The organism is Rhodococcus sp. 14-2483-1-1 (genome assembly GCF_002259335.1).
In the GTDB taxonomy this organism is placed as follows: domain Bacteria; phylum Actinomycetota; class Actinomycetes; order Mycobacteriales; family Mycobacteriaceae; genus Rhodococcoides.
The window spans coordinates 42,859-66,873 of record NZ_NPFX01000020.1; the positions used below are offsets into that span (position 1 = coordinate 42,859).

The 24,015-nt window shown below is 63.2% G+C and carries 22 protein-coding genes; 12 read left to right on the forward strand and 10 right to left on the reverse strand.

All coding sequences use genetic code 11. The annotated features are described in order from the left end of the window. The first annotated feature begins 97 nt into the window (after nucleotides 1-97). The 6 genes from CH294_RS17780 (at nucleotide 98) to CH294_RS17805 (ending at nucleotide 7,748) form a co-directional block, all read left to right on the forward strand. Nucleotides 98-1,078 (forward strand): ABC transporter permease, encoded by a 981-nt coding sequence (locus tag CH294_RS17780; RefSeq protein WP_032394960.1) that lies wholly within the window; start codon nucleotides 98-100, stop codon nucleotides 1,076-1,078. Between the two features lie 32 nt (nucleotides 1,079-1,110). Beyond that, complete coding sequence (locus CH294_RS17785) at nucleotides 1,111-2,031, forward strand: ABC transporter permease (protein WP_094738679.1); 921 nt, start codon at nucleotides 1,111-1,113, stop codon at nucleotides 2,029-2,031. After that, on the forward strand, nucleotides 2,024-3,925 hold the full coding sequence (locus tag CH294_RS17790) for an ABC transporter ATP-binding protein (protein WP_094738680.1): 1,902 nt from the start codon (nucleotides 2,024-2,026) through the stop codon (nucleotides 3,923-3,925). Before CH294_RS17785 ends, CH294_RS17790 begins: the two co-directional genes overlap by 8 nt. Before the next feature lie 35 nt (nucleotides 3,926-3,960). Then, nucleotides 3,961-5,649, forward strand: coding sequence for an ABC transporter family substrate-binding protein (locus tag CH294_RS17795; RefSeq protein ID WP_170944771.1), 1,689 nt, complete (start codon nucleotides 3,961-3,963; stop codon nucleotides 5,647-5,649). Nucleotides 5,650-5,843: 194 nt separating this feature from the next. Further along, nucleotides 5,844-6,302 (forward strand): hypothetical protein, encoded by a 459-nt coding sequence (locus tag CH294_RS17800; RefSeq protein WP_141216517.1) that lies wholly within the window; start codon nucleotides 5,844-5,846, stop codon nucleotides 6,300-6,302. An 81-nt stretch (nucleotides 6,303-6,383) separates the two neighbouring features. Beyond that, a complete protein-coding gene (locus tag CH294_RS17805; protein ID WP_094738683.1) occupies nucleotides 6,384-7,748 on the forward strand; it encodes an acetamidase/formamidase family protein in 1,365 nt (454 codons plus the stop codon). 73 nt (nucleotides 7,749-7,821) lie between these two features. On the opposite strand, the gene CH294_RS17810 is transcribed toward CH294_RS17805, so the two are convergent. Then, nucleotides 7,822-8,439: a helix-turn-helix domain-containing protein gene (locus CH294_RS17810; protein ID WP_170944772.1), complete on the reverse strand. Its 618-nt coding sequence runs from the start codon at nucleotides 8,437-8,439 to the stop codon at nucleotides 7,822-7,824. 85 nt (nucleotides 8,440-8,524) lie between these two features. Between CH294_RS17810 and CH294_RS17815 the strand changes: the two genes are divergently transcribed. Beyond that, on the forward strand, nucleotides 8,525-9,877 hold the full coding sequence (locus CH294_RS17815; RefSeq protein WP_094704313.1) for a cytochrome P450: 1,353 nt from the start codon (nucleotides 8,525-8,527) through the stop codon (nucleotides 9,875-9,877). Between the two features lie 2 nt (nucleotides 9,878-9,879). Here CH294_RS17815 and CH294_RS17820 read toward each other — a convergent pair whose 3' ends face one another. From CH294_RS17820 to CH294_RS17850, 7 genes are all read right to left on the reverse strand, one after another. Beyond that, nucleotides 9,880-10,743: an alpha/beta hydrolase gene (locus CH294_RS17820; RefSeq protein WP_052058134.1), complete on the reverse strand. Its 864-nt coding sequence runs from the start codon at nucleotides 10,741-10,743 to the stop codon at nucleotides 9,880-9,882. A 47-nt stretch (nucleotides 10,744-10,790) separates the two neighbouring features. Then, nucleotides 10,791-11,087 carry an antibiotic biosynthesis monooxygenase gene (locus CH294_RS17825; RefSeq protein WP_094738684.1) on the reverse strand — a complete coding sequence of 99 codons (297 nt, stop codon included), beginning with the start codon at nucleotides 11,085-11,087 and terminating at the stop codon, nucleotides 10,791-10,793. Between the two features lie 67 nt (nucleotides 11,088-11,154). Beyond that, nucleotides 11,155-12,531, reverse strand: coding sequence for an NAD-dependent succinate-semialdehyde dehydrogenase (locus CH294_RS17830; protein WP_094738685.1), 1,377 nt, complete (start codon nucleotides 12,529-12,531; stop codon nucleotides 11,155-11,157). A 67-nt stretch (nucleotides 12,532-12,598) separates the two neighbouring features. Then, nucleotides 12,599-13,585, reverse strand: a complete 987-nt coding sequence (locus CH294_RS17835) for a helix-turn-helix domain-containing protein (RefSeq protein ID WP_249305362.1) — start codon at nucleotides 13,583-13,585, stop codon at nucleotides 12,599-12,601. A gap of 112 nt (nucleotides 13,586-13,697) precedes the next feature. Beyond that, nucleotides 13,698-14,180 (reverse strand): hypothetical protein, encoded by a 483-nt coding sequence (locus CH294_RS17840; protein ID WP_094738686.1) that lies wholly within the window; start codon nucleotides 14,178-14,180, stop codon nucleotides 13,698-13,700. Nucleotides 14,181-14,202: 22 nt separating this feature from the next. After that, nucleotides 14,203-14,730 (reverse strand): flavin reductase family protein, encoded by a 528-nt coding sequence (locus tag CH294_RS17845; RefSeq protein ID WP_212709810.1) that lies wholly within the window; start codon nucleotides 14,728-14,730, stop codon nucleotides 14,203-14,205. Between the two features lie 117 nt (nucleotides 14,731-14,847). Beyond that, complete coding sequence (locus CH294_RS17850) at nucleotides 14,848-16,272, reverse strand: NtaA/DmoA family FMN-dependent monooxygenase (protein ID WP_052047713.1); 1,425 nt, start codon at nucleotides 16,270-16,272, stop codon at nucleotides 14,848-14,850. 617 nt (nucleotides 16,273-16,889) lie between these two features. Here CH294_RS17850 and CH294_RS17855 point away from each other — a divergent pair. Then, the gene (locus tag CH294_RS17855; protein ID WP_094738688.1) at nucleotides 16,890-19,127 is read left to right on the forward strand and encodes an NADP-dependent isocitrate dehydrogenase; all 2,238 of its coding nucleotides are present in this window, start codon (nucleotides 16,890-16,892) and stop codon (nucleotides 19,125-19,127) included. A 166-nt stretch (nucleotides 19,128-19,293) separates the two neighbouring features. Here the strand turns inward: CH294_RS17855 and CH294_RS17860 are convergent, their stop codons facing one another. Beyond that, nucleotides 19,294-20,127, reverse strand: a complete 834-nt coding sequence (locus CH294_RS17860; RefSeq protein WP_170944773.1) for an adenylate/guanylate cyclase domain-containing protein — start codon at nucleotides 20,125-20,127, stop codon at nucleotides 19,294-19,296. Further along, entirely contained in the window at nucleotides 20,124-21,104 is a 981-nt protein-coding gene (locus CH294_RS17865) for a helix-turn-helix domain-containing protein (RefSeq protein WP_094738689.1), read from the reverse strand. The genes CH294_RS17860 and CH294_RS17865 overlap by 4 nt, the downstream gene beginning before the upstream one ends. Nucleotides 21,105-21,229: 125 nt before the next feature. Here CH294_RS17865 and CH294_RS17870 point away from each other — a divergent pair, with 125 nt between their 5' ends. The 4 genes from CH294_RS17870 to CH294_RS17885 are packed head-to-tail and all read left to right on the forward strand — an operon-like array spanning nucleotide 21,230 to nucleotide 23,972. Continuing rightward, nucleotides 21,230-21,862: an isochorismatase family protein gene (locus tag CH294_RS17870; RefSeq protein ID WP_094738690.1), complete on the forward strand. Its 633-nt coding sequence runs from the start codon at nucleotides 21,230-21,232 to the stop codon at nucleotides 21,860-21,862. Between the two features lie 21 nt (nucleotides 21,863-21,883). Next, nucleotides 21,884-22,306 carry an EVE domain-containing protein gene (locus CH294_RS17875; protein WP_249305364.1) on the forward strand — a complete coding sequence of 141 codons (423 nt, stop codon included), beginning with the start codon at nucleotides 21,884-21,886 and terminating at the stop codon, nucleotides 22,304-22,306. 12 nt (nucleotides 22,307-22,318) lie between these two features. Continuing rightward, entirely contained in the window at nucleotides 22,319-23,293 is a 975-nt protein-coding gene (locus tag CH294_RS17880) for an alpha/beta fold hydrolase (RefSeq protein WP_094738692.1), read from the forward strand. A gap of 22 nt (nucleotides 23,294-23,315) precedes the next feature. Then, nucleotides 23,316-23,972 (forward strand): nitroreductase family protein, encoded by a 657-nt coding sequence (locus CH294_RS17885; RefSeq protein ID WP_094738782.1) that lies wholly within the window; start codon nucleotides 23,316-23,318, stop codon nucleotides 23,970-23,972. Nucleotides 23,973-24,015 lie beyond the last annotated feature (43 nt).

Sequence of the window (24,015 nt, forward strand, 5' to 3'; positions counted from 1 at the left end):
CACCGCTAACGAAACAAGCAGGTAACACGCGGTGTGAACAATGCCGAGAGCAGTGCCATCGGGCACGGCCGTGGTGCTCGATGGAAGGTGGTTGCGCGTGGGCGGTTATCTTGCGCGGAGGTTGCTGAACTACGTCGTACTACTGCTCATCGCGACGTTTCTGACCTACCTCCTGGCCTCGCTCACGTTCGATCCGCTGTCCAATCTGCTCAGTCGCAATCCGCCGCCCTCGAGCGCTGTACTCGACGCCAAGCGCGCGGCGCTGCATCTGGACGACAACCCCGTGCTGCGCTATCTGAAGTGGCTGTGGGCTGTGCTTCATGGCGACTTCGGTCAGACCATCGCGGCCGGCTCTGTCAACGACGAACTGTGGCGACGCATCCTCGTCTCGCTGCGGTTGGTAGTGCTCGGCACCGTCCTGGGCGCAGTGCTCGGCACGCTCGTCGGTGCGTACGGTGCCGTCCGGCAGTACAAGATCTTCGATCACGTCGCGACTGTCGTGACGTTCATCCTCATCAGCACTCCGATCCTGGTTCTGGCACCGGTTCTCAAATACCTTGCTGTGCAGGTCAATCAGAGCACCGGAAGCCAGTTCTTCCAATACACCGGTGAGACGTCGACAACGCTCGCCCCCGGTCTGATGAACGAAATCATCGACCGCGCACAGCATTTGCTGTTGCCGACCGTCGTGCTGATGTTGTTCACCATCGGCGGCTACAGCCGCTACATGCGCAGCTCCATGCTCGACGAGCTGAACATGGACTACATCCGCACGGCCCGCGGCAAAGGGCTCACCCGCGGCCGTGCGATCTTCAAGCACGGTTTCCGTACTGCTCTGATTCCGATGGCGACGCTGTTCGCGTTCGGAATGGGCGCGGTGATCACCGGTGCCACGTTCACCGAGCGCGTCTTCGGTTGGTACGGCATGGGGGATTGGCTGATCTACGGCATCACCAGTCAGGACATCAACATCACGCTCGCGGTTTCGCTGTTCACGGCTCTGTCGGTGCTCGTCTCCGGCATGTTGACCGACATCTTCACTGCCGCTCTCGACCCGCGCGTTCGCTACGCGGACTGACCCACCACCTCGGACGAAAGAAAGGACTGGCGATGGCGACACCTGTGGTTCCCGAGATCACCGCGGTGGACGGCCCGATCGACTCGACGGCTCCGATCACCCGCAGGCGCTTGGTGCTGCGCCGGTTCCTGCGCAACCGGCCGGCGCTGGTGGGCATCGTGGTACTCGTGGCGATGTTCGTCGGCGCGTTCGTGCTCCCGCATTTCATCCCGTTCACCTACGAGGAACTCGACGCGTACGCGCTCAATTCGCCGCCGACCACCCGGCATTGGTTCGGCACCAACCAGATCGGGCAGGACGTCCTGGCTCAGACGCTGCGTGGTCTGCAGAAGTCGCTGATCATCGGCATGCTCGTCGCGTTGATCTCCACGGTGCTCGCCGGTGTCGTCGGCGCGGTGGCAGGGTACTTCGGCGGTTGGACCGACCGCGCGCTGATGTGGGTCGCCGATGTTCTGCTCGTCGTCCCGAGCTTCCTGGTCATCGCGATCTGCTCACCGCTGTTCCGCGACAAGAGCTTCTTCATCCTGGTGCTGCTGCTTGCGGCGTTCGCGTGGATGATCACCTCGCGCATCATCCGGGCGATGACGCGATCTCTGCGCGAGCGCGAATTCATCCGTGCCGCAAAGTACATGGGCGCAACGCCGAGCAGCGTGATCGGCAAGCACGTGCTGCCGTCGATGGCGTCGATCCTCATCGTCGACGTCACGCTCAACGTGGGTATCGCCATCATCGGTGAGGCGTCGCTGAGCTACTTCGGCTTCGGTGTCCAGCGGCCCGACGTCTCGCTCGGCACACTGATCGCGGACGGTACGTCGTCCGCGTTGACGTATCCGTGGCTGTTCGCGTTCTGCTGTGGCGCACTGGTATTGATCGTGCTGGCGACGAACTTCGTCGGCGACGGCCTGCGCGACGCATTCGATCCGAACTCGACGAGGGGACAGGCACGTGGCTGAGACTGTGCCGGTGTTGAAGGTCAGCGGACTCGAAGTCAGCTTCCCGAGCGAAGAAGGCCGCGTCACCGCAGTGCGTGGTCTGGACTATCAAGTCGACAAGGGCGAGGTCATGGCCATCGTCGGCGAATCCGGCTCCGGAAAGTCGGTCTCGTCCCTGGCCGTCATGGGGTTGCTCCCGCAGAGCGCACGCGTCACCGGGTCCATCGAGCTGAACGGCCGTCAGCTACTCGGACTGTCCGATCGCGAGATGTCCCGTGAGCGTGGGCGTTCGGTGGCGATGATCTCGCAGGACCCGCTGACGGCGCTGACTCCCATCTACCGCATCGGCGACCAGATCGCCGAAGCGATCTCCGTACACAATCCGTCGCTGAGCAAGGCGAAGGTCGAGGAGCGCACCCTGGAGTTGATCGATCTGGTCGGCATCTCCGATCCGAAAACGCGGGCGAAGTCGTATCCGCACGAGTTCTCCGGCGGTATGCGCCAACGCGTCGTCATCGCGATGGCCATCGCGAACGATCCCGATCTCATCATCGCCGACGAGCCCACCACTGCTCTCGACGTGACGATCCAGGCGCAGATCCTCGACCTGCTGCGCACGGCCCGTGACGTCACCGGAGCAGGCGTCGTGTTCATCACGCACGACCTGGGAGTCGTTGCCGGAGTTGCCGATCGGGCCATGGTGATGTACGCCGGGCGCGCCGTCGAAACTGCTCCGGTGGACGAGCTGTACGCACACCCGTCGATGCCCTACACGGTGGGCTTGCTCGGCTCCGTTCCTCGCCCGGACCGTCCTGCGCAGGAGCGCCTGGTGCCCATCGAGGGCACGCCGCCCGCGCTGGTGAATCTTCCGACGGGCTGCCCGTTCGGGCCTCGATGCCCGTTGCACACGGAGGCCTGCGACAAGGGTGAACCGCCGCTGATTCAGGTTGCCCCGAATCACAGCGCGGCGTGCATCCGCATCGATGCGGCCACAGCCGAGTCGGTGGAGGCCGAGTTCGAGGGTGCCCCGCGGTCGGAGGCACCGGCGGAGTTGGTGGTGACCGTGCCGAAGGATGCTCCGGTGCTGTCGGTGACCGATCTGCACAAGAGCTACCCGATGTTCAAGGGCTCCGTGCTGCGGCGTCGGGCCGGGGACGTGCCTGCCGTACAAGGCATCAGCTTCGACGTGCACGCCGGATCCACTCTGGCCATCGTCGGTGAATCCGGGTGCGGCAAGTCGACGACCCTGCTCGAGATCATGGAATTCGTGAAGCCGCAGCAAGGCTCGATCGAGATCAATGGCGTCGAGCCCTACAGCCTGAGCCGCGCCGAGCAACGAAAGTTGCGCGCACACATCCAGATCGTCTTCCAGGACCCGATGGGCTCACTCGATCCTCGCATGCCGGTGGGGGAGATCATCGCCGAGCCGTTGAAGATCAACGGCGTCCCGGTCGACGAGCGCACCCGCCGGGTTCGGGAACTGATGGACACCGTCGGAATGCGTCCCGAACTCGCGGATCGGTATCCCACCCAGTTCTCCGGCGGGCAGCGTCAACGTGTCGGTATTGCACGGGCTTTGGCGTTGAAGCCGTCGATCCTGGTCCTCGACGAGCCTGTGTCTGCGCTCGACGTGTCGATCCAGGCGGGCGTGCTGAACCTCCTGCAGGATCTGCAGGAGGAGCTCGGTCTGGCGTATCTGTTCGTCTCGCACGATCTGTCGGTGGTGCGTCACCTCGCCGACGAAGTGGCCGTGATGCGCAACGGAGTGTTCGTGGAGAAGGGCCCGACGGCGCAGATCTTCGACGCACCCCAGGACCCGTACACACGGGCACTTCTGAAAGCCATCCCCATCCCCGATCCCGTGCTCCAACGAGCCCGAATCGCCGAGGCCGCAAAACTGGCCGACGCCATATGACCCGCAAGATACGGCACACTGAGAAAGGTGAACTGATGAGAGCCAAGCTATTTCGGGCACTGGTCCCGATCGCGGTGGCCGTGACGACTGTGGGACTGGTGGCGGGGTGCAGCTCCGGCGATACCGGGCCCAACCCCGATGCGCCTGCGTCCTTCGACAGCGGTGCGCAGATCAATCCGCATCCGATCAGCGATCTGCAACAGGGCGGGAACATGAACTTCCCGCTCTCGCAGGTGCCGACAAATTACAACTACTACCAAATCGACGGCACAACGGTCGATACCTCGCGGTTCTACGCCGCGCTGATGCCGAGGTCGTTCACCGCTGCAGCCGACGCGAGTCTGACGGTGGACACGGACTTCTTCACCGACATCACCGAGTCGGAGGTCGACGGCAAGCAGGTCATCACCTACAACATCAATCCCAAGGCCAAGTGGAGCAGCGGGAGGTCGCTGGACTACACAGACCTCGTGGCGACGTGGACGTCGACCAGCGGAAAGGACCCGGCTTACGAGGCTTCATCCACTGCCGGGTACGACAAGGTCGAATCCGTCGTGCGTGGCGAGAACGACCAACAGGTGATTCTGACCTTTGCCGAGAAGTTCGCGGACTGGCCATCGCTGTTCTCCCCGCTGATGCCCGCAGAGTCGGTGAACAGCGTCGACGCATTCAACACGGGATCCGTGAGCACGATGCCTGCCACCGCAGGCCCGTTCCGTATCCGGAACATCGAGCCCGGCGGTAAACGCATCATTGCGGAGCGCAATCCTGATTGGTGGGGCGAAAATCCAGCGGTGCTCGACACCATCACGTTCCTGCCTCTCGACACCACGGCCTCCATCGGCGCGTTGCAGAGTGGCGAGATCGATTACTACGAACTAGGCAGCAGCGCTGATGCATTCAAGGTCGCCCGGGGTATCCCGAACATCGACCTGCGGCAGAGCCTGGGTCCGCAGTACCGCCACTTCGATTTCAATGGCGCGCCCGGACGCATCACCTCGGACGAGGCGGTAAGGCTGGCTCTGATGAAGGCGATCGACCGCGACTACCTGGCTACCTCCCAGCTCGGCCAGATCACCTCCAGTCCGACTGTGCTGAACAGCCACATCTACGTCGACGGACAGAAGGGTTACCAGGCCAACAACGGCGATATCACCTTCGATCCCGAGAAGGCCAAGTCCGAGCTCGACGCTGCGGGCTGGACGATGAACGGTGACTTCCGGTCCAAGGACGGCCAACAGCTCGATCTGCACGACATCATTCCTGCCGATACCCCGAATGCGACGCAGGAAGCGCAGATCATCCAGCAGAACCTCAAGGCTGTCGGCGCCAACCTCATCATCGACGCGGTGCCGTCGGACGACTTCTTCGAGAAGTACATTCTGGTCGGTGCTTTCGACGTCACGCACTTCACCTGGGAAGGAACGCCGTACACCTCCAGCAGTGACGGCATCTTCCGTTTGACGCCCGGCAGTACGTTGCAGAACTACGGCCAGGTCGGGTCCGAGGAGATCAACGGACTACTCGACAAGGCCGCAGCCGAGCTCGACGACGATGCACGTATCGCCGACTACAACGAAGCGGACAAGGCGATCTGGGCCGAGGGCCACAGCCTGACGATGTTCCAGCGTCCGTCGACGTACGCGACGAAGTCCAATCTCGCCAACTTCGGTGCACCAGGATTCGGCGACATCGACATGTCGAAGGTCGGGTTCCTGAAATAAGGAACGGGCTCGGCTATCCGGTCGGTGTCGCGGCAGCCACTCTGGTTGTCGCGGCATCGACCGTTGTCGTCATAGCTCCACTGAGTGTGTTCGTTGCGCTCGTGGTCCTTGTCTGGACGGGTTGGTCGGTAGCGTGCACGGTGCTCGCCCGCCGGTCAGCCGAGTCCGGAACTGTACGCACCACTGTGCGACGGGTGCGGTTTGAGCACCGCATGCGGTCGCGCGGTTACCTGGAGGTGCACGGTAACAAAGGGCGGGCCTGGTACCCGGTTTACTTCCACACCGGGCTGCTGGCGATCGTCCCCGATGCCGATGCCCGCATGAGCAGGTCGATTCTCGGACGCCGGGCCTTTGTCGTCGAACCGGGGATAGTTGCGCTGCCGTCGGGGCGTCGTCGCACCTCGTTACCTCCCGGAACCCCCCTCGACGCCCCTCGTCTCAACGAGTCCGATCTACGCACGCGCAGTGAAAGATTCGGATCGCTACGCCGCCGAATCATGCTCGACGCCCCCGCCGCGGTGGCCGGCCCGTTCATCGGCCTGCTGTGGCTGATCGTCGACGGGGGAGGATTCGCTCAGTTCGTCGCAGTCAGTCTGCTGGCTGCAGTCACCGCGCTCTGGTGGTCGGCAATCGGGGGCAGCGACCCCAGCTGAGCAATTGGGGCGACGCGCGTTCGTAACTGCCGAGAAACACCCCTGATCTACGTTCGAGATTCGGACAATTCAGGAGGCATCATGGCGCGGTCGATGGCGGAGCAGGCAGCGGAGACGATCACCAAGGGGATCGGTCGTCGCGGATTCATCCAGGCGGTCGCCGCCTTGGGCGCGGGCGTCGGAATTGCTGGAACGGCAGCGTGTTCGACCCCGTCGACGAGCACCTCCGCCTCGAGTTCGTCGGCACCGGCACCTACCGCTGCAGGGATTCTTCAGCCCGGAGCCGGCGACATCTCCGGCGATCACTACCTGAGCTCGGAGGTCGACAAGGTCCTGTGGGGCTACGTCCCGACGGTCGAGTCCGAATCGGTGCTGCAGATGAAGTCCGGTGAAACGGTGACCATCGACGCGCTCAGCCATGAGGGGATCCTCGAAGACCAGGGCCGCGACCCCGTCGAGTTCTTCGGCGGCAAAGGTGTTTCCGAGTCCGATGTGCTGCAGGACGCGATCGACATTGCCGGCGGGTACGACCGGACGGTCCGCAACTTCGACGTCGACGGACCGCACGTGGTGACGGGCCCGGTGTTCGTCGAGGGTGCGCAGCGCGGCGACGTGCTCAAGATCGAGACGCTCGAGGCGATTCCACGCGTTCCGTACGGCGTGGTGTCGAGCAGGCACGGCAAGGGATCTCTGGCGGTCACCGCGTCCGGTGAGGCACCTGCAGGTATCAGCCTGGACGAGGTCATGCCGCCGATCGGAAGCGATGGCAGAAAGTCGGGTGACCCGACGCAGTACGGCAACGTGTCCACGTTCACCGCGGTCGAGGACGGGCAGGGCGTGATGCGGTACGGCGATGCGGCCGTGCGCTTTCCACTGCGACCGTTCATGGGCATGATGGGCGTTGCGTTCGCCAGTGACCCGGGTCTGACGTCACCGAACGCCAATTCGATTCCCCCGACGCTCGGCGGCGGCAACATCGATGTCGGTCTGCTCGGTGTCGGATCGACGTTCTATCTCCCCGTGTTCGCCGAGGGCGCGTTGTTCTACGTCGGTGATCCACATATGGCGATGGGCGACGGCGAGGTGGCGCTCACCGCGATGGAGGGGTCGCTGCGCGGCACCTTCCGTCTGACCGTCTGCAAAGCAGGCAGTGGAGACGCACCGTCCGTCGCGTACTCGTATCCCTTTGCCGAGAACGAGGATTCGTGGATCCCGATCGGCCTGTCCGATCCGGACGGTGCCGTCGGCGGCCAGAGTTCGGATCTCAACGCCGCCATGCGCCGCGCTGTGGTCAATGCTCTGGACTTCCTGGAGGCAGATCTCGGCATGGACCGCGCGACGGCGTATGCGTACCTCTCCGCCGCCGCGAACTTCACTGTGTCGCAGGTGGTCGACAAGACGGTCGGCGTGCACGGCCAGATCTCGAAGGCACACTTCGACCGGTAGGAGTGCGCCTTCGGCGCAGTGGTGCGTTCGAGTGCCTCAGCGGGCACCTGATCACACCACTGCCGAAGGCACCTCAGCGGTGCGCCGTCGCGATGAACTGCCGGGTTGCGGCGTCGACGATGTCGCCTGGGGTGATGTCTATTTCGTCGTTCAGCCAGGCAATCACGAGTTCGGCGAGTCCGCCGATGAACAGTAGGCCGTTGATCTCCGACTGCGGGTGCGGAAAAGCCTGCTCACCGTAGAGTTCGCGTGATTGTTCGGCAACCAGATGGGCGAAGGCGCGCATGGACTTTCGTCGGTACGCCCGGAGTGAGTCGACGGCCAGCGATTCGATCATTGCGACGCGGCCCTTACGTGGGTCCTCGGTGAGCACGCCGACGAACGCGGCGATGGCGTTGTGCACCTGTTCCTCGACGGTAGGCGCGGGGGAGTGCAGCGCGTCGAGCGCCTTGGCTCGGATCTCGTCGGATATCGAATCCACCACTCGTTCGAGTAGATCGTCTCTGCTGCTGAAGTTTTCGTAGAAATAGCGTTCGGTCAGCTTGGCGTGCGCGCAGATGGCGGTCATGGTTGCACCCTTGGCCCCGGCGGCCGCGAATACCTCGAGCCCGGCATCGAGCAAACGGGCCCGACGGTCGGCAAGGCGATCGTCGGCGCTCATGCCGTTGTAGCGGCGCGTGGTGGAGGCCATGGATAGATCTTGACAGACGGAGCGCGTGTGACGCAGACTACATCTCATCTGACAGGACGCTCTGTCAGATGTATGGAGGTCGACAATGGCACGTGCTTTGGCTGCTCCACCTGTTGATTCAACGCTCGAGCCGGTGTTCGGCGATGGCGGTCTGCCGGTAATCGGTCACACCCTCGAGTACATCCGCGACCCCCTCAAGCTGTTGGGTAGTCGGTGGGAGAAGTACGGCGAGGTGTCGTGGTTGACGATGGCCGGCCAGAAGTGGATCACCGTCCTGGGGCCGAACGCGTGCCAGCAGGTGCTGCAGAACGCGGACAAGGCGTTCGTCAACGGTGACGGATGGTCTCTGCTGATCGGACCGTTCTTTCACGGCGGCCTGATGTTGCTCGACTCCGAGGTGCATCTCCGGCACCGCCGAATCATGCAGCAGGCGTTCACTCGCGATCGGCTCACCAAATCCGTCGACGCGTTGAACCCCGTCACGGCAACAGGATTGGACGCCTGGCAGGGCGGACGCGACTTTCAGGTCTACCCGGCGCTCAAAGCGCTGACGCTCGAGGTCGCAACATCCATCTTCATGGGCGGGGCCGAGGACAGTACCGATGCCGACATCGCAGAACTCAACGCCAGTTTCGTGGCGTGTGTCCAGGCCGCAACCTCGATCGTGCGCTATCGGGTTCCGGGTACCCGCTGGAAGCGGGGGCTGGACGGCCGGGCTGTGCTCGACGACTTCTTCCGCCGCTACCTACCGGCGAGGCGCGCACAGGAAACCGACGACCTCTTCTCGGTTCTGTGCCACATCGAAGGGGACAACGGCGAGCGTTTCTCGGACGACGAAGTGATCGACCACATGATCTTCCTGCTCATGGCTGCGCACGACACGTCCACGATCACGCTCTCGACGATGATGCAGTACCTCGGCCAGCATCCGGAGTGGCAGAACAAGTGTCGTGCCGAGTCCGAGTCGCTGGGCACCGATGCGCCGACGCTGGCGCAGCTCGACGAACTGCCCAGTGTCGATCTGGTCATGAAGGAATGCTTGCGTTTGGTGTCGCCGACCCCGGTGGTCGCCCGCCGCGCAATCAAGGACACCGAGGTGCAGGGCAAGTTCGTCCCCGCGGGGACGTATGCGTCGGTCGCCCCGCACTTCACGCACCACATGGCGCAGTACTGGCCCAACCCCGAGGAGTTCGACCCCGGCCGATTCGCCGACGACCGTCGTGAGGACAAGGTTCATCGCTACGCGTGGGAGCCGTTCGGCGGCGGCGTGCACAAGTGCATCGGGATGTTCTTCGCCGGCGCGGAGATCAAGACGATCATGCATCACCTGCTGCTGCGGTTCGACTGGTCGGTCGATCCCGATTACGTTGCGCCACTGAACTTCACGTCCCTGCCCTTTCCCGAGGACGGGCAGCCCGTGCAGCTGCGAAAGCGGTAGGTCTATCCGGCGCGGTCGGTGAGCCAGCCGACGATGTTCGCGGTGACCTCGTCGCGGTTGGTTTCGTTGAGAATTTCGTGGCGGGCACCGGGGTACAGAGTGACGGTCACGTCGCTCATGCCGGCCTCGCGGTATCGGGCAGCAAGGGTTTCGATCAACTGACCTCCGCCCGCGAGCGGATCGTCGGTTCCCGACGTGATCAGGAGTGGCAGGTCGGAACGGATCTGCTCGAGGTTGTGTGGATCGGCGAGCTTCTCGGCCTCACCGAACAAGGCAGGGACCGTCGACTCGGGGAGGTCGAAGCCACACAGCGGGTCGGCGACATAGGCGTCCACTTCGGCCTCGTCGCGAGAGAGCCACTCGTATCCGGTGCGGTGCTCGAAGGCGGCGTTGAACACGCTCAGGTCCCCGGCGGGGGCGTCGGCCATTCCGGCGGCGAGAACGTCCAGCGTGGTCGATCCCGACAACACCACACCCTCGTACAGATCCGATCGCTCGATCAGAACATGCTGCGCGGCAAACGAACCCATCGAGTGAGCGAACAGGAACAGTGGCAGGTCCGGGTACTCGTTCAGCAACGATTCGCCGAGTTGCTCGATGTCGGCCCACAACCCGGCGAACGCGGCAGCCCCGAAGTCGCCCGGTGTGTCGACGATCGACTCTCCGTGGCCGCGATGATCGGACGCGACGACGTGAAATCCGGCGTCGTTCAGCGCGGCGGCGAAGCGGGCGTAGCGGCTGCCGTGTTCGGCGAGTCCGTGCGCGATCTGTACGACGCCGCGAGCCGGATCGACGGATGTGGTCCAGGTGTAGGTGCTGATCTCGATGTCGTCCTGCTTGGATACGAACGACGAAGCGTTGGCCACGAAAATCTCCTCGGAGCGGCGATTGGGACGAGACTCGAACCTATCTCTTAGGCCTTCGATATCGGTTCGAAATGCTCGACGACGGGAAACGGCTCGTAGAAGTGATGCAACAGGGTCTTCCAGTCCTGATACCGGTCGGACTGTCGAAAGCCTTCGGTGTGGTCTTCGAGGCGTTCCCACTGCACCAGCAGCAGATACGTATTCGGCTGCTCGATGCCCTTGGACAGTGTCAGCTTCACGAACCCCGGCATCGAGGAGATGATCGACGTCGCGTCGGCGAACGCGGCCTCGAATTCGTCGGTTCGACTGGGGACGACGTGCAACAAAGCATGTTCGACGATCATCGGAACAGTATGACCGCGGCATGACAAAGCTCCCCGGACAACTGCCCGGGGAGCCATGTCAACGGATCTATTTCGCTGAAACTCTGACGAGCTTCTTGTTCACGAACTCGTCCATGCCCCACGGTCCCAGTTCGCGGCCGACGCCGGAGCGCTTGACGCCGCCGAACGGCAGGCCGGGCAGTGTGGTGCCGTGTTCGTTGACGAAGGCCATGCCGACCTCGAGCTGCTCGGCCACGTCGCGAGCCTTGTCCAGGTCTGCGCTCCACACCGAGCCGCTCAGGCCGTATGCCGAGGAGTTCGCCAGTTCGATTGCCTGCTGCGGGCTTTCGACCTTGTAGATCACCGCTGCTGGTCCGAACAGCTCTTCGCTGTACGCACGCATGTCCGGGGTGACGTCGGTGAGCAGCGTCGGTTGCACGAATGCACCCGGCCCGTCGATCTTCTTGCCACCGGTGAGCAGTGTTGCGCCCTTGGCGACGGCGTCGTCGATCTGCTCGATCAACGTGTCGGCGGCGGTCTGCGACGACAGCGGGCCGAGGGTGGTGTTCGCGTCCAACGGGTCACCGGTCTGAACGGCCTCGAACGATGCGGTGAGCTTGGTGACGAAGTCGTCGTAGTACTCCTCGGCGACGAGGATGCGCTTGGCGGCATTGCAGGCCTGGCCTGCGTTGGACAGCCGCGCCCGGGTTGCGGACTCGACCGTGGCGTCCATGTCGTCGGAGTCGAGCATGATGAACACGTCCGAGCCGCCGAGCTCGAGCACGACCTTCTTGAGGTTGCGTCCTGCGGTTTCGGCGACCGAGGTGCCGGCCCGCTCGCTACCGGTGAGCGAAACACCCTGCACGCGTGGGTCGGCGATCATGTCGGCGATCTGGTCGTTGGTCGCGAAGATGTTGATGTACGCGTCCTGGGGGAGTCCGGCCTGCTCGAAGATCTCCTCCATCAGCAAAGCCGACTGCGGGCAATTCGGTGCGTGCTTGAGCAGAATCGTATTGCCCACCATCAGGTTCGGGCCGGCGAACCGGGCCACCTGGTAGTACGGGAAGTTCCACGGCATGACGCCGACGAGGACTCCCACCGGCTTGCGCTGCAGCACAGTGTCTTCCGCGCCGGGCACGTCGAGCGCCTCGTCCTCGAGCAGCGTGGGGCCGTTGTCGGCGTAGTAGCGGTAGATGTTCGACGACAGCTCCACCTCGCCTTGGGATTCGGTGAGGGGCTTGCCCATTTCGATCGAGATGGTTCGGGCCAGTTCGTCGGAACGCTCGGTGTAGAGGTCGGCGACCTTGTGCAGAATTTCGGCACGGTGCTTCGGTGAGGTCTTGCGCCACGTCTGGAAACCGGCGTGTGCGTCGGCCAGTGCGCGCTCGACGCCGGCCGCGTCGAGAGTCTCGAATTCCTTGACAGTTGTGCCGTCGGCAGGATTGACAGTTTTGTAGGTCGTCATGATCCGTTCAACGGTCGGGGAGGGGCCCGTTGTTCCTATTCGGGCAAATCGGATGCTCCGACGGTGGTCAGGAAGGGGTCCGAGTTCCGGCGTCGCGGTGACGCGTCCGGTACTCCATGGGCGTGCAATCGAATTGACGACGGAATGTACGCGTCAGGTGCGAGCTGTCGTAGAAGCCCCACCGGGCGGCGATCTCGCCGAGGGTGACCGCGGGATCCGCGGTGAGGATGTCTCGTATCGCGCCGTTCATGCGTTCGTGGCGCACACATTCGGAGAAGGTGGTGCCTGCTGCGTTCAGTAGGCGGTGCATCGTGCGGGTCGAGATCATCGCCTCGCGCGCTGCGGCGTCGGCACTGACGCGGCCGGACGGTAGGGCTGTGCGAATGTAGTGGCGCAGCATCATTCGGGTGGCGTTGTCGCGTGTCTCCGACTCGCGCGTGTTCGTCGTCGATCCGGCCACCGCGGTCAGCACGTCGACGAACGATCGATCGAGTGTCGCGAGCGCGCCGGGGTCGAGCGTCGAGCTCTCCTTCCACAGAACCGACATCATCGATCCCACCAGTGCACCCGCACCCGTCGTGGTGTCGATGCTGGTGCCCGTCACCGCGTCGGGATTCCACAGCTCCCGCGGGATTCGGAACGAGAGCACTTTCCACATCTCTCTGCTCTCGGTCTCGCGGTACTCCATCTGGTACGGGCGGGTGGTGTCGAAAACGGTGATCGAACCAGGCGTGATCAGCGAGCGGCGTTCGTCCTGCTCCGCGAGGCATGTTCCTTCCAGCTGGAGGTTGACGAACACTGCGTCGAGCGGCGCGCGCGTGACTTCACGTCGACCGTGTTTGAGGACCTGGGTGACCGAGGAGATCTCGGCGCAGTTGACCACCGCCAGTTCCTGAGAGTCGACCCAACCCGGGACACCGTCGGGAACGGAGCTGCGGTCTCGTTGCGAGCGGCCTCGATGGGGAGCCAACGGTGTGAAGGCCTCGCACACCACGTCACCCCAGTAGCTCACCTGCTCCTGGGGGCTCAGCCCGGACGTGGACCAGTACGGCACGATGGCCCTCCTCCCGTGGTGTCGGCATGTCCACTGGAACCGACGATAGATCGCCTGATCGACAGCTGTATTTCCCCGGCGTAACAACCTCGACCGTGGCGGTCGTCGCGCGTCAGGCCGTTCTGCGGTACGTCGATTCGCAGTGGGCTGCCCTGGTGTGCAGCATCGGCAGGACCTCGTCGAGGAGGGAGCATTCGAGTTCGGCGCGATGAGTGTCGAGCAGGGGAACGATCGTCACCCCGTCTGCGACGTGTGCTGCCTCGATGTCGGCGATGAGTCCGGCCAGACCCGACGGTGTGCCGATGTAACAGACGGTCCTGGGGGCCTGGACTCGTGCGTCGGCCAGTTCAGTGCGCGCTGTTCTCGCGTCGTGCGCTATGTGAACCGCGACGTCGAGAACGACCGACGGCGCATCTGTCCGGTGCTCACGGTCGTTGTGCGCTGCACGCAGGCGGGCTCGGGCGAGCTGGGCCGTGGCGAGGTCATCTGCCCGGATGTGAACGGTCTCGGTGACCGGTGGGTCGGTCAGCCACCGTGGATCCGACTGGTCGGTCGGTGTGAGAGACAGTGCGACAGCCATATTCGTGGTGAGCATGAGGGGTCCGTTCGCGTCGAGGTCAGTGAGTGGGTTCGGGTGGGGTCAGGGACCGCAGGGTGGATCCGTGCCATACGAGGGGTTCGGTGCTCGGGTCGCTGCCCATGCGGTGCACCTCCATCAGCACGACGTCGTGGTCGCCGGCTCGAATCTCGCTGTGGATGCTGCACTCGAGGTGTGCTGCGGCACCGCCGATGAAATGCGCTTGGGTCTCGGAGGTGAACGAGTCGATCCCGTCGAATCGATCTCCGGACTTCGAGGACAGCTGACCGATCAAGGATCGGTGGAGTCCACTGAGCACCGACACCCCGAGGCGCGGCGCTCTGCGCAGCCTCGGCCAGGTGGTCGAGGTGTGCTGCACAGCGAACAGCACGAGGGGCGGGTCGGCGGAGATCCCTACCTGAAAGGAGGACGCCACGAGACCGACCGGCACGTCGTCGATGACGGCCGACAACATGACGATGCCCGACGGGAACAGTGCGAATGTCTTGCGAAGCAGGCTCGTGTCGTCGGAGACGTCGACGAGCGTGAGTGAGGGTGGTGTTGCCATCCGGGTCATGTGTGACCGCCGTTCTTCAGTGCTGGGGGTGGTCGAGCGGGGGATGGCCGCCGAGTGCGGCCATCCCCCGTCCTGCGGAGAGCGATGTGTGAGAGCTGCGGCGACGTGTCAGACGCCCGCGGTGACCCAGTCGACGTGTGTTCCGCCCGTGCCACTGACCTCGGCGTCGCGCACGAAGGCACCTCGGTACTTGGCCGCGGCGTGCCGATCGGGGAGCTGAGGGCCGATCTCCGGGAACATGCGTTCGCGCAACGTGCCGGATCCGTATTCCTTCTGCGCGAGTCCACGTTCCTGCAGCACCGGGATGACGTGGTCGACGAAGTCCTCCGCCGACTGTGGGAAGTACTGGATGATCTGGTTGACGCCGTCCACGCCCGCGTCCTGCCACTGCTCGAGCTGATCCGCGATCTGCTCGGGGGTGCCCACCATGCGGCTGGCGTAGGACAGGGCCCCGACGAGATCGGAGACCTTGGCCTTCTGTCCGTTGTTGGAGTCCTCGAACATGCGGGCGTACCCCTGCACTCCCGACATCGAGGTCTGCTCGATCGGCATGTCCGGGTCCAGGCCGGACACGTCGATGCCCATATCGCGGCCGATATGTGCGGCCAGGCCTCGATAGCTGATGTCCTCGTCGATCTCGGCGGACTTGCGCCAGGCCTCTTCTTCGGTGGACCCGACGACGAACGAGAAGCCCTGGATGAACTTGAGGTCACCGGCGTTGCGGCCGGCGGCCACTGTTTCCTTGCGCTGCTCGGCGATTCCCTTGCGAGCTCCCTCGATCGTCGGATACACGACGAACGTGGCCTCGGCATGACGAGATGCGAACTCACGTCCCACTTTCGACGATCCGGCTTGATACATGACCGGTGTGCGCTGCGGGGACGGGGACGCCATGTGTGGGCCGAGGACCTTGTAACGCTCGCCCTGGTGGTAGATCCGGTGGATCTTGTCGGCATCGGCGTATACCCCGGCTTCACGATCGGCGAGCACCGCGCCGTCGTCCCACGATCCTTCCCACAGCTTGTAGACGACCTTCATGTACTCGTCGGCCCAGCGGTATCGCTCGTCGTGCTCGACGATCTTGTCGAAACCGAAGTTCTGCGCGGCCGAGTGGGTGGCGCTGGTGACGATGTTCCACCCGATTCGCCCCTTGCTCAGGTGATCCATCGTCGACATCTTGCGAGCGAAGCTGAAGGGGTGCTCGGTGAGGATCGAGCTGGTGAACGTCAGTCCGAGGTTGTCGGTCGCCCCGATGAGAGCAGCGCAGAGAGCAGCCGGGTCGTGGCAGGGCATGTGTAGTCCCTCCTCGATGTACGCGTTCCACTTGCCCTCGTACGCGGGATCGATCCCGACGACGTCCGCCAGGAACAGGGCGTCGTACTTGCCGCGTTCGAGCGTCTTGGCGAGGTCGACCCACGTATCGAGGGTGTCGAAGTGCACCTGGGTGGTTTTCGGATTGCGCCACAGACCGTGATAGGTGTGCGAGACGGTATTCATCTGGAATGCGTTGAAGATCATTCGATTGCGTGTCATGGAGAGAAATGTAAACAGCGCTTGTGTCGCATCCATTAAACGCGGAATCGGTTGCGTTTCCATCACCTCACCGGTACTTCCAGTGGGTAGTGAGGGAAAACGGATCACCGATCATCATGTGGTGCAACATGATTGGTAGTCCAGCGTTGGGATTGTCTTTCTTGGAAAGGGCATGCAAAAGCCGCACCCTGCTCGTGTTTTCGGCAGATGTGCGGCGTTCTATCGGGAATGTGCATCCCGGATAATCGGGTTACGGAAAGTTGGTTTCGGCCGGTGCAGCGGTACTTTTGCCGGGCCTGTTGTCGGAGGAATTCTTTCTCGTGGATTTGCGTGCGCTCGGCTTGCGGGGGCGGTCGTGGGGGTGTGCGCTCCATGTTGCCCCCGCAGTGCGGTGTCTCGATTGTAAAAATCGGCCATCTTTTTGTACCGGTGCGCCATGCCAGTCGATCCGGTCCTGGAGAGGTGGGTCTGCCGACCTGCGGAACTGCTACTGGTCAGTAACTTCGGCGCGTGGATGGAGTGATACCCCACTGCCCCGCACAGCAGCAGATTCGAAGATTAAAGTCGAGGTTGGACGCATCCAAAAGACGACGTTGAAACTGAGGCAAAGGCGAAACATGACAGCGAAGAAGCCGACCATCATTTACACCCTGACCGACGAGGCGCCCATGTTGGCGACTCACGCGTTTCTGCCGGTTATACGTTCTTTCGCCAGCGCGGCCGAGATCAACGTCGAGTCGAGTGACATCTCCGTTGCCAACCGCATCCTCGCCGAGTTCCCCGATTACCTGAACGAAGACCAGCGAGTGACCGACAACCTCGCCGAGCTGGGCAAGCTGACGCAGCTGCCCGAGACCAACATCATCAAGCTGCCGAACATCAGCGCTTCGGTGCCGCAGTTGCTCGCTGCCGTCAAGGAGCTGCAGGACAAGGGCTACGCGATCCCCGACTTCCCCGGCAACCCGAAGACCGACGAAGAGCGCGAGATCCGCGACCGGTACACCAAGTGCCTCGGTAGCGCGGTCAATCCTGTTCTGCGTGAAGGAAACTCGGATCGCCGCGCGCCGAAGGCCGTCAAGGAATTCGCGCGCAAGCACCCGCACAGCATGACCGAGTGGTCGATGGCGTCGCGCACCCACGTCGCGCACATGCGCGAGGGCGATTTCTACCACGGTGAGAAGTCGACCGTGGTCGACGGCGACCGCGAGATCAAGATGGAGCTGCTGCCCGCCGACGGCGAGCCGATCGTGCTCAAGGAGTCGGTCTCGCTCACCGACGGTGACGTCATCGATTCGATGTTCATGAGCAAGAAGGCGCTCCTCGATTTCTACGAGCACGAGATGCAGGACGCCTACGACACCGGCGTCATGTTCTCCTTGCACGTCAAGGCGACGATGATGCGGGTTTCGCACCCCATCGTGTTCGGCCACGCTGTGCGCGTGTTCTACAAGGACGCGTTCGCCAAGCACAACGAGCTCTTCGAAGAGCTGGGCGTCAACGTCAACAACGGCTTGTCGGACCTGTACACCAAGATCGAGACCCTCCCGGCGTCGAAGCGCGACGAGATCATCGAAGATCTGCACAAGTGTCACGAGACTCGTCCGGAGCTCGCGATGGTCGACTCCGCCCGCGGCATCTCGAACTTCCACTCGCCCAGCGACGTGATCGTCGATGCGTCGATGCCCGCGATGATTCGCGCCGGCGGCAAGATGTGGGGAGCGGACGGACGTCCGAAGGACACCAAGGCAGTCAACCCCGAGTCGACGTTCTCCCGGATCTACCAGGAGATGGTGAACTTCTGCAAGACCAACGGCCAGTTCGATCCGACGACGATGGGCACCGTTCCCAACGTCGGCCTGATGGCACAGAAGGCCGAGGAATACGGCTCGCACGACAAGACCTTCGAGGTACCGAAGGCGGGCGTCGCGAACATCACCGACAAGGCCACCGGCGAGGTGCTGCTGACGCAGACCGTCGAAGAGGGCGACATCTGGCGTCTGTGCATCGTCAAGGACGCCCCGATCCAGGACTGGGTCAAGCTCGCCGTGACGCGTGCGCGTGAATCCGGAATGCCGGTCGTCTTCTGGCTCGACCCGTACCGCCCGCACGAGAACGAGCTCATCGGCAAGGTGCGCAAGTACCTGAAGGATCACGACACCGAGGGCCTCGACATCCAGATCATGTCGCAGGTTCGCGCGATCCGGTACACGATGGAGCGTCTGGTCCGCGGACTCGACACCATCTCCGCGACCGGCAACATCCTGCGTGACTACCTCACCGACCTGTTCCCGATCCTCGAACTCGGCACCAGCGCCAAGATGCTCTCAATCGTTCCCCTGATGGCCGGCGGCGGACTGTACGAGACGGGTGCGGGTGGCTCGGCTCCCAAGCACGTCAAGCAGCTCATCGAGGAGAACCACCTGCGCTGGGATTCACTCGGCGAATTCCTTGCTCTGGCAGTGAGCCTCGAAGACCTGGGCACCAAGACCGGCGACGTCAAGGCGACCATCCTCGCCAAGGCACTGGACTCCGCCACCGGCAAGCTGCTCGAGAACAGCAAGGGCCCGTCGCGTTCGACCGGTGAACTCGACAACCGTGGCAGCCAGTTCTACCTCGCGCTGTACTGGGCGCAGGAACTCGCCGAGCAGACCGAGGACGCCGAACTGGCCAAGCACTTCGGCGCACTGGCGAAGACGTTGGCAGACAACGAAGAGAAAATCGTCGCCGAGCTCAACGAGGTCCAGGGCAAGGCAGTCGACATCGGCGGCTACTACTACCCGGACCCCGAAGCCACGGCTGCCGTGATGCGTCCGTCGAAGACGTTCAACGAGGCTCTGGAGTCGGCGAAGCAGTAGTTCTTTCTGGCTCACCCCTTCTTGGAATGAATGGTCCATTCACGCGCTCAGACGTTGTGAATGGACCATTCATTCGTATTGGGGTGCAACAACACTCGGGTTGACCGCCCACCCCGGTTTGGGATCAATGTGACTTTCATGCGCTCAGACGTTGTGAATGGACCATTCATTCGTTCAGGGCGACCTCCGCATTGGGTAGCACCGGGAGCTCGACCGGAAACAGTTGAAAGCTTCCGCTCATTCCTTTCAATTCGACTTCACGGGGCAGCCCTAGGGGCAGATCGGCGGCCGTGCTGATGGCGTTGCGCACCGGTTCGCTGATCAGAATCTCACCGCCCTCGGCCTGTCCCGCAACCCGTGCCGCCATGGCCACGTTGAGTCCGAACAGGTCGTCGCCTCGCCGCACCGAGCTGCCGACGTGCACGCCCATGCGCACGCGGATGCGGTCCCACCTATCTGGGTTCTTCAGCAGGGCCTCTTGGACTTCCACCCCGCAGCGCACGGCCTCGGCCGGGTCGGAGAAGGCGATCATGTAGCCGTCGCCCTGACTCTTCACCACATGTCCTCCATGATCTGCGACGTGCTTGCAGATCAGTTTGTTGTGCTTTTCGAGCAGCTTCACCCAGCCGCGGTCGCCCAGTTCCTCGTTGCGTGCGGTCGACCCCTCGATATCGGAGAACATCACCACGATGTCGCCGTCGGCGGTCATGCGTGCCAGATCGGGTCGTTCCACCTTCGCCCAGCCGGCGAGATCCTCGACTGAGTTGCGGACCGTTGCGCCGAAGCCCTTGTTGATAAGTAGGTCCGTGGTGTGGAAGGCAGTTCTGATCGCGAAGGGCACCAGGCCGCGTCGCTTACGACGTTGCTGAGATTCGAGCGCGCGGTCGAGTGCTCGACGCGTGTGCTTGAGCTTGCGACGCGAGACGATCAAGACCACGCCGAGTGCAATGATGGCGGCGAGCTCTACTCCGGCAACTATCCACAGGATCACGTCGCTCATCCTTGCCTGTCGACCGCATCTGTGGGCGCACAACCGACGGCAAATTGCCGTCGATAGGCCGTCGGTGTCACCGCGAATGCCGAGCGGAAGTTCTGACGGAGGGTGACAGCGCTGCCGAATCCGCACAGGGCAGCGATGTTCTCGATACTGCGATCGGTCGTTTCGAGCAGGCTTCGCGCTTCCTCGAGTCGTTTGTCCAACACCCAGCGGGCCGGCGTGGACCCCGTCTCGAGCTGGAACTGACGGATGAAGCTGCGTCGGCTCATGCGCGCGTGTTCGGCCAGTCGCTCGATGGGCAAGGGCTCGTCGAGTCGCTCGAGTGCCCAGCTCAGCACGTCGGCGATCGCAGTATCTCCCGATGCCTCGATGACCGGACGTTCTATGTACTGCGCCTGACCACCGTCGCGATGGGGTGCGACCACCAGGCTGCGCGCCACCCGCGTCGCCGCAGCCGAACCGAGGTGCTTGCGCACGATGTGGAGGCAGGAATCGATCGACGACGCGGTTCCCGCGGAGGTCATCACGTCTCCGTGGTCGATGTAGAGAACCGACTCGTCGACGCCGGCGTGTGCGTTTCGCTCCCGCAGTTCCGTCATCTTGGTCCAGTGCGTGACGGCGGGGCGGCCGGCCAGCAATCCGGTATCTGCGACGGCGAACGAACCGAGACACAGACCCGCGATCTCTGCGCCTCGGGTATGTGCTCCGCGGAGTGCTTTCGAGAAGTCAGTGCCTATGTGGGGCAACGACTCCGGCCACGACGTCACGATGACGATATCGGCCCAGTCGACAGTGTCAGGACCCGCGATCTCACCGATCGGAAACCCCTCCTCGGTGCGGATTGCGCCTGGTTCGTCGGACCACACTCGCGTCTCCCAGTCCGCGGCCAGTCCGAGTCGGGTCACCTCGCCGAACACCATCAACGGCGCGGCGAGGTGAAACATCGTGATGCCGTCGAACACATAGAGCGCTATTCGCATGGCCGGCTCCGATCTCCAATGTTGGCGCAAATCAATCGAAAGTATGCATCCGTGCCACTCGTGAATGCAAGGTCGGTGCCGAAGTATGAGTCTCGACCGAGAACGCCACTTGAAGGAGAACGCCCATGACTGCACCGTGTAGAGCCCTCATCGTCATCGATGTCCAGCAGGAATACTTCGAGGGAGTGCTGAAGATCCAGTACCCGCCTCGCGACGAGTCGTTGGCCAACATTGTTCGTTCCATCGAAGCTGCTGTAGCGCAGGACGTTCCGGTCGCCATCGTGCAGCACGAGATGCCAGAAGGTTCGCCCGCTTTCGTCAAGGGAACCGCGACGTACGAGCTGCATCCCGACATCCAGGCCGTCGTGCAGCCGTCCTTCGAGCGAGTCGAGAAGCAGTACAGCAGCGTCTTTGCCGGCACCGACGTCGCGAAGTGGTTGCAGAGCAACGATATCGACACCGTCACGATCGTCGGCTACATGACCAATAACTGCGACCTCGCCTCCAGCGCGGACGCCGAGGCGCTGGATCTGACCGTCGAAATTCTGTCGGACGCTACCGGCGCGATCAACCTCTCGAACGAGGCGGGCACTGTCTCGGCCGAGCAGCTACACAAGACTTTGATGGTGCTCTATCAGTCGAACTTCGCATCAGTGGCAACGACGGATCAGTGGATCGACGCGGTGAAGAACGGAAGCGGGCTCACCGCGAACAATCTGGTGGTCTCGGCTGCGCAGGGCAACGACGCGGTGGCCTAGTTCGTCACTACGATGGCGAGCGTGACGGCACGCGCGATAACGAACCAGACGCTCGGTGCGTGGGTAATCAAGTGCAATCCGCACAAGACCGATCTGGCACCGATGGTCGAAGCCGGACGTGCGCACGAGCATTGGTGTGTGGCCGACAACTATCGAACGCGCCTGATGGCACCCGGACAACCCGTGCTGTTCTGGGTCAGTAGCCATCCGCGACGCGGGATCTGGGGTGCGGGTCGGTTGACCGGCACCCCGGTCCCCGGCCCGCAGTGGAAGGTCTCGACCAACATCACTCTGTTCGATGAGCCGATTCTCGCGTCGGACATTCAGTGCGTCGAGGAACTGTCGATGATCGAGGTGTTCCGATCGCCGCAGCAATCCAACCCCTCGTGGATCGACGCAACCGCATGGGCGGCGATTCGGCCGATGCTGCCGGTCATCCAGTGATGTGATGGCGGCATGACACTCGACCACGACCGTCCGACACTGCACGGGATGTTGGATGTAGGGGATGGGCAGCGAATCTATTGGGAGCAATGGGGTCCTTCGGACGGAGTCCCGGCGGTATACCTGCACGGCGGACCAGGCGGAACTCTGAACGCCAGTCAGTTTCGTCGACACTTCGACCTGTCCCGTGTTCGTGCAGTCGGATTCGAGCAGCGCGGGTGCGGACGGTCCACTCCGCATGCGTCGGATCCCTCGACGTCGTTGGCTACCAACACCACTGCGCACCTGATTGCCGATATCGAAGCCCTGCGTGATCATCTGGGCGTCGAGTCGTGGATCGTCAACGGCGCGTCCTGGGGATCCACCCTCGCCGTCGCCTACGCCCTCGCACATCCGACGCGTGTCCTCGGCATTGTCTTGTGCGCCGTCACTACGACCGGTCGTGAAGAGGTCGACTGGATCACCGAGGGCGTCGGCGCGATCTTCCCCGAGGCGTGGGATCGTTTCGCCACGTTCGCCGAGCAGGCCGGCGTCGGCTATCGCCGCGGGCACGGTCGAATCGTCGACGCCTACGACCGTCTGTTGAATTTATCCGACCTTGCACTGCGCGACAGCGCATCCCGAGAATGGGCATTGTGGGAAGACGTCCACATTTCGATCGGCACCGGCGGTATCCGACGCGATCCCAGGTGGGAGGATGACCGGTTCCGCCTGGCCTTCGTGCGGCTGGCCACGCATTACTGGTCGCACGACGGGTTCTGCGATCCTCCTCTGCTCGATCGTGCCGGCGGTCTACGCGATGTCCCGGGCGTCCTGATCCACGGCCGACTCGACGTATCCGGACCCGCCCTCACTGCGTGGCGTCTGCACCGGAAGTGGCCCGGATCGACACTCGTCGTCGACGAGGGTGACGGGCACGGGGGCAGGTCCATGGCCGCGCAGTGGGACGCTGCGAACGAGGAACTGGTCGATCGGGCCCAGAGGTGACCGCATGGTGCATGATCGAGAGGTGACTTCCTTCCCGATTGTCGACCTGACTCCCGACGAACTGCTGACCACGACGCGTACCGTCCGCAAGCGTCTCGATCTGACGCGGCCGGTTCCGATGGAACTGATCAAGGAATGTCTGGAGATCGCTCTGCAGGCACCGTCCGGGTCGAACAAGCAGGGGTGGCAGTGGATCGTCGTCACCGATCCTGATCTTCGTGCCCGCATCGGTGCGATCTATGGCGAACTGTTCGCCGCATATCAAGCGTCGAAGCATTCCGCATCGGCCTTGTTCGCCGACGATCCGGAACGCGCATCGGTGCAGAAGCGCGTCGGCGACAGTGCCGGGTGGCTCGGTGAGCACATGGGTGAGGTGCCGGTGCTGCTGATTCCGTGCATCCAGGCCGGTAAGACGCTTCCGGCAGGAAACCAAGCGGGACTGTGGGGTTCACTGCTACCTGCAGTGTGGAACTACGCCTTGGCCGCACGCGCTCGTGGCCTCGGAACAGCCTGGACGACAATCCATCTCGCGAAGGAAGCCGAGATCTCCGAGCTACTCGGCATCCCCGAGGGATTCCACCAGGGTGCGCTCATTCCAACGGCGTATTACACGGGTGAGACGTTCAAGGTCGCTCCGCGGGATCCGATCGAGACGGTGCTGCACGTCGATCGCTGGTAGTCGAATCGGCTCGGCGCAGCTGTGTATTCGGCGAACAACGACA

Coding starts and splice junctions, on each gene's coding strand:
- CH294_RS17805 (WP_094738683.1), top strand. CDS start 6,384: ATGGCGCGGTCGATGGCGGAGCAGGCAGCGGAGACGATCACCAAGGGG.
- CH294_RS17850 (WP_052047713.1), bottom strand. CDS start 16,272: ATGACACGCAATCGAATGATCTTCAACGCATTCCAGATGAATACCGTC.
- CH294_RS17855 (WP_094738688.1), top strand. CDS start 16,890: ATGACAGCGAAGAAGCCGACCATCATTTACACCCTGACCGACGAGGCG.
- CH294_RS17865 (WP_094738689.1), bottom strand. CDS start 21,104: ATGCGAATAGCGCTCTATGTGTTCGACGGCATCACGATGTTTCACCTC.
- CH294_RS17840 (WP_094738686.1), bottom strand. CDS start 14,180: ATGCTCACCACGAATATGGCTGTCGCACTGTCTCTCACACCGACCGAC.
- CH294_RS17870 (WP_094738690.1), top strand. CDS start 21,230: ATGACTGCACCGTGTAGAGCCCTCATCGTCATCGATGTCCAGCAGGAA.
- CH294_RS17845 (WP_212709810.1), bottom strand. CDS start 14,730: ATGGCAACACCACCCTCACTCACGCTCGTCGACGTCTCCGACGACACG.
- CH294_RS17785 (WP_094738679.1), top strand. CDS start 1,111: ATGGCGACACCTGTGGTTCCCGAGATCACCGCGGTGGACGGCCCGATC.
- CH294_RS17815 (WP_094704313.1), top strand. CDS start 8,525: ATGGCACGTGCTTTGGCTGCTCCACCTGTTGATTCAACGCTCGAGCCG.
- CH294_RS17810 (WP_170944772.1), bottom strand. CDS start 8,439: ATGGCCTCCACCACGCGCCGCTACAACGGCATGAGCGCCGACGATCGC.
- CH294_RS17795 (WP_170944771.1), top strand. CDS start 3,961: ATGAGAGCCAAGCTATTTCGGGCACTGGTCCCGATCGCGGTGGCCGTG.
- CH294_RS17830 (WP_094738685.1), bottom strand. CDS start 12,531: ATGACGACCTACAAAACTGTCAATCCTGCCGACGGCACAACTGTCAAG.
- CH294_RS17860 (WP_170944773.1), bottom strand. CDS start 20,127: ATGAGCGACGTGATCCTGTGGATAGTTGCCGGAGTAGAGCTCGCCGCC.
- CH294_RS17825 (WP_094738684.1), bottom strand. CDS start 11,087: ATGATCGTCGAACATGCTTTGTTGCACGTCGTCCCCAGTCGAACCGAC.
- CH294_RS17880 (WP_094738692.1), top strand. CDS start 22,319: ATGACACTCGACCACGACCGTCCGACACTGCACGGGATGTTGGATGTA.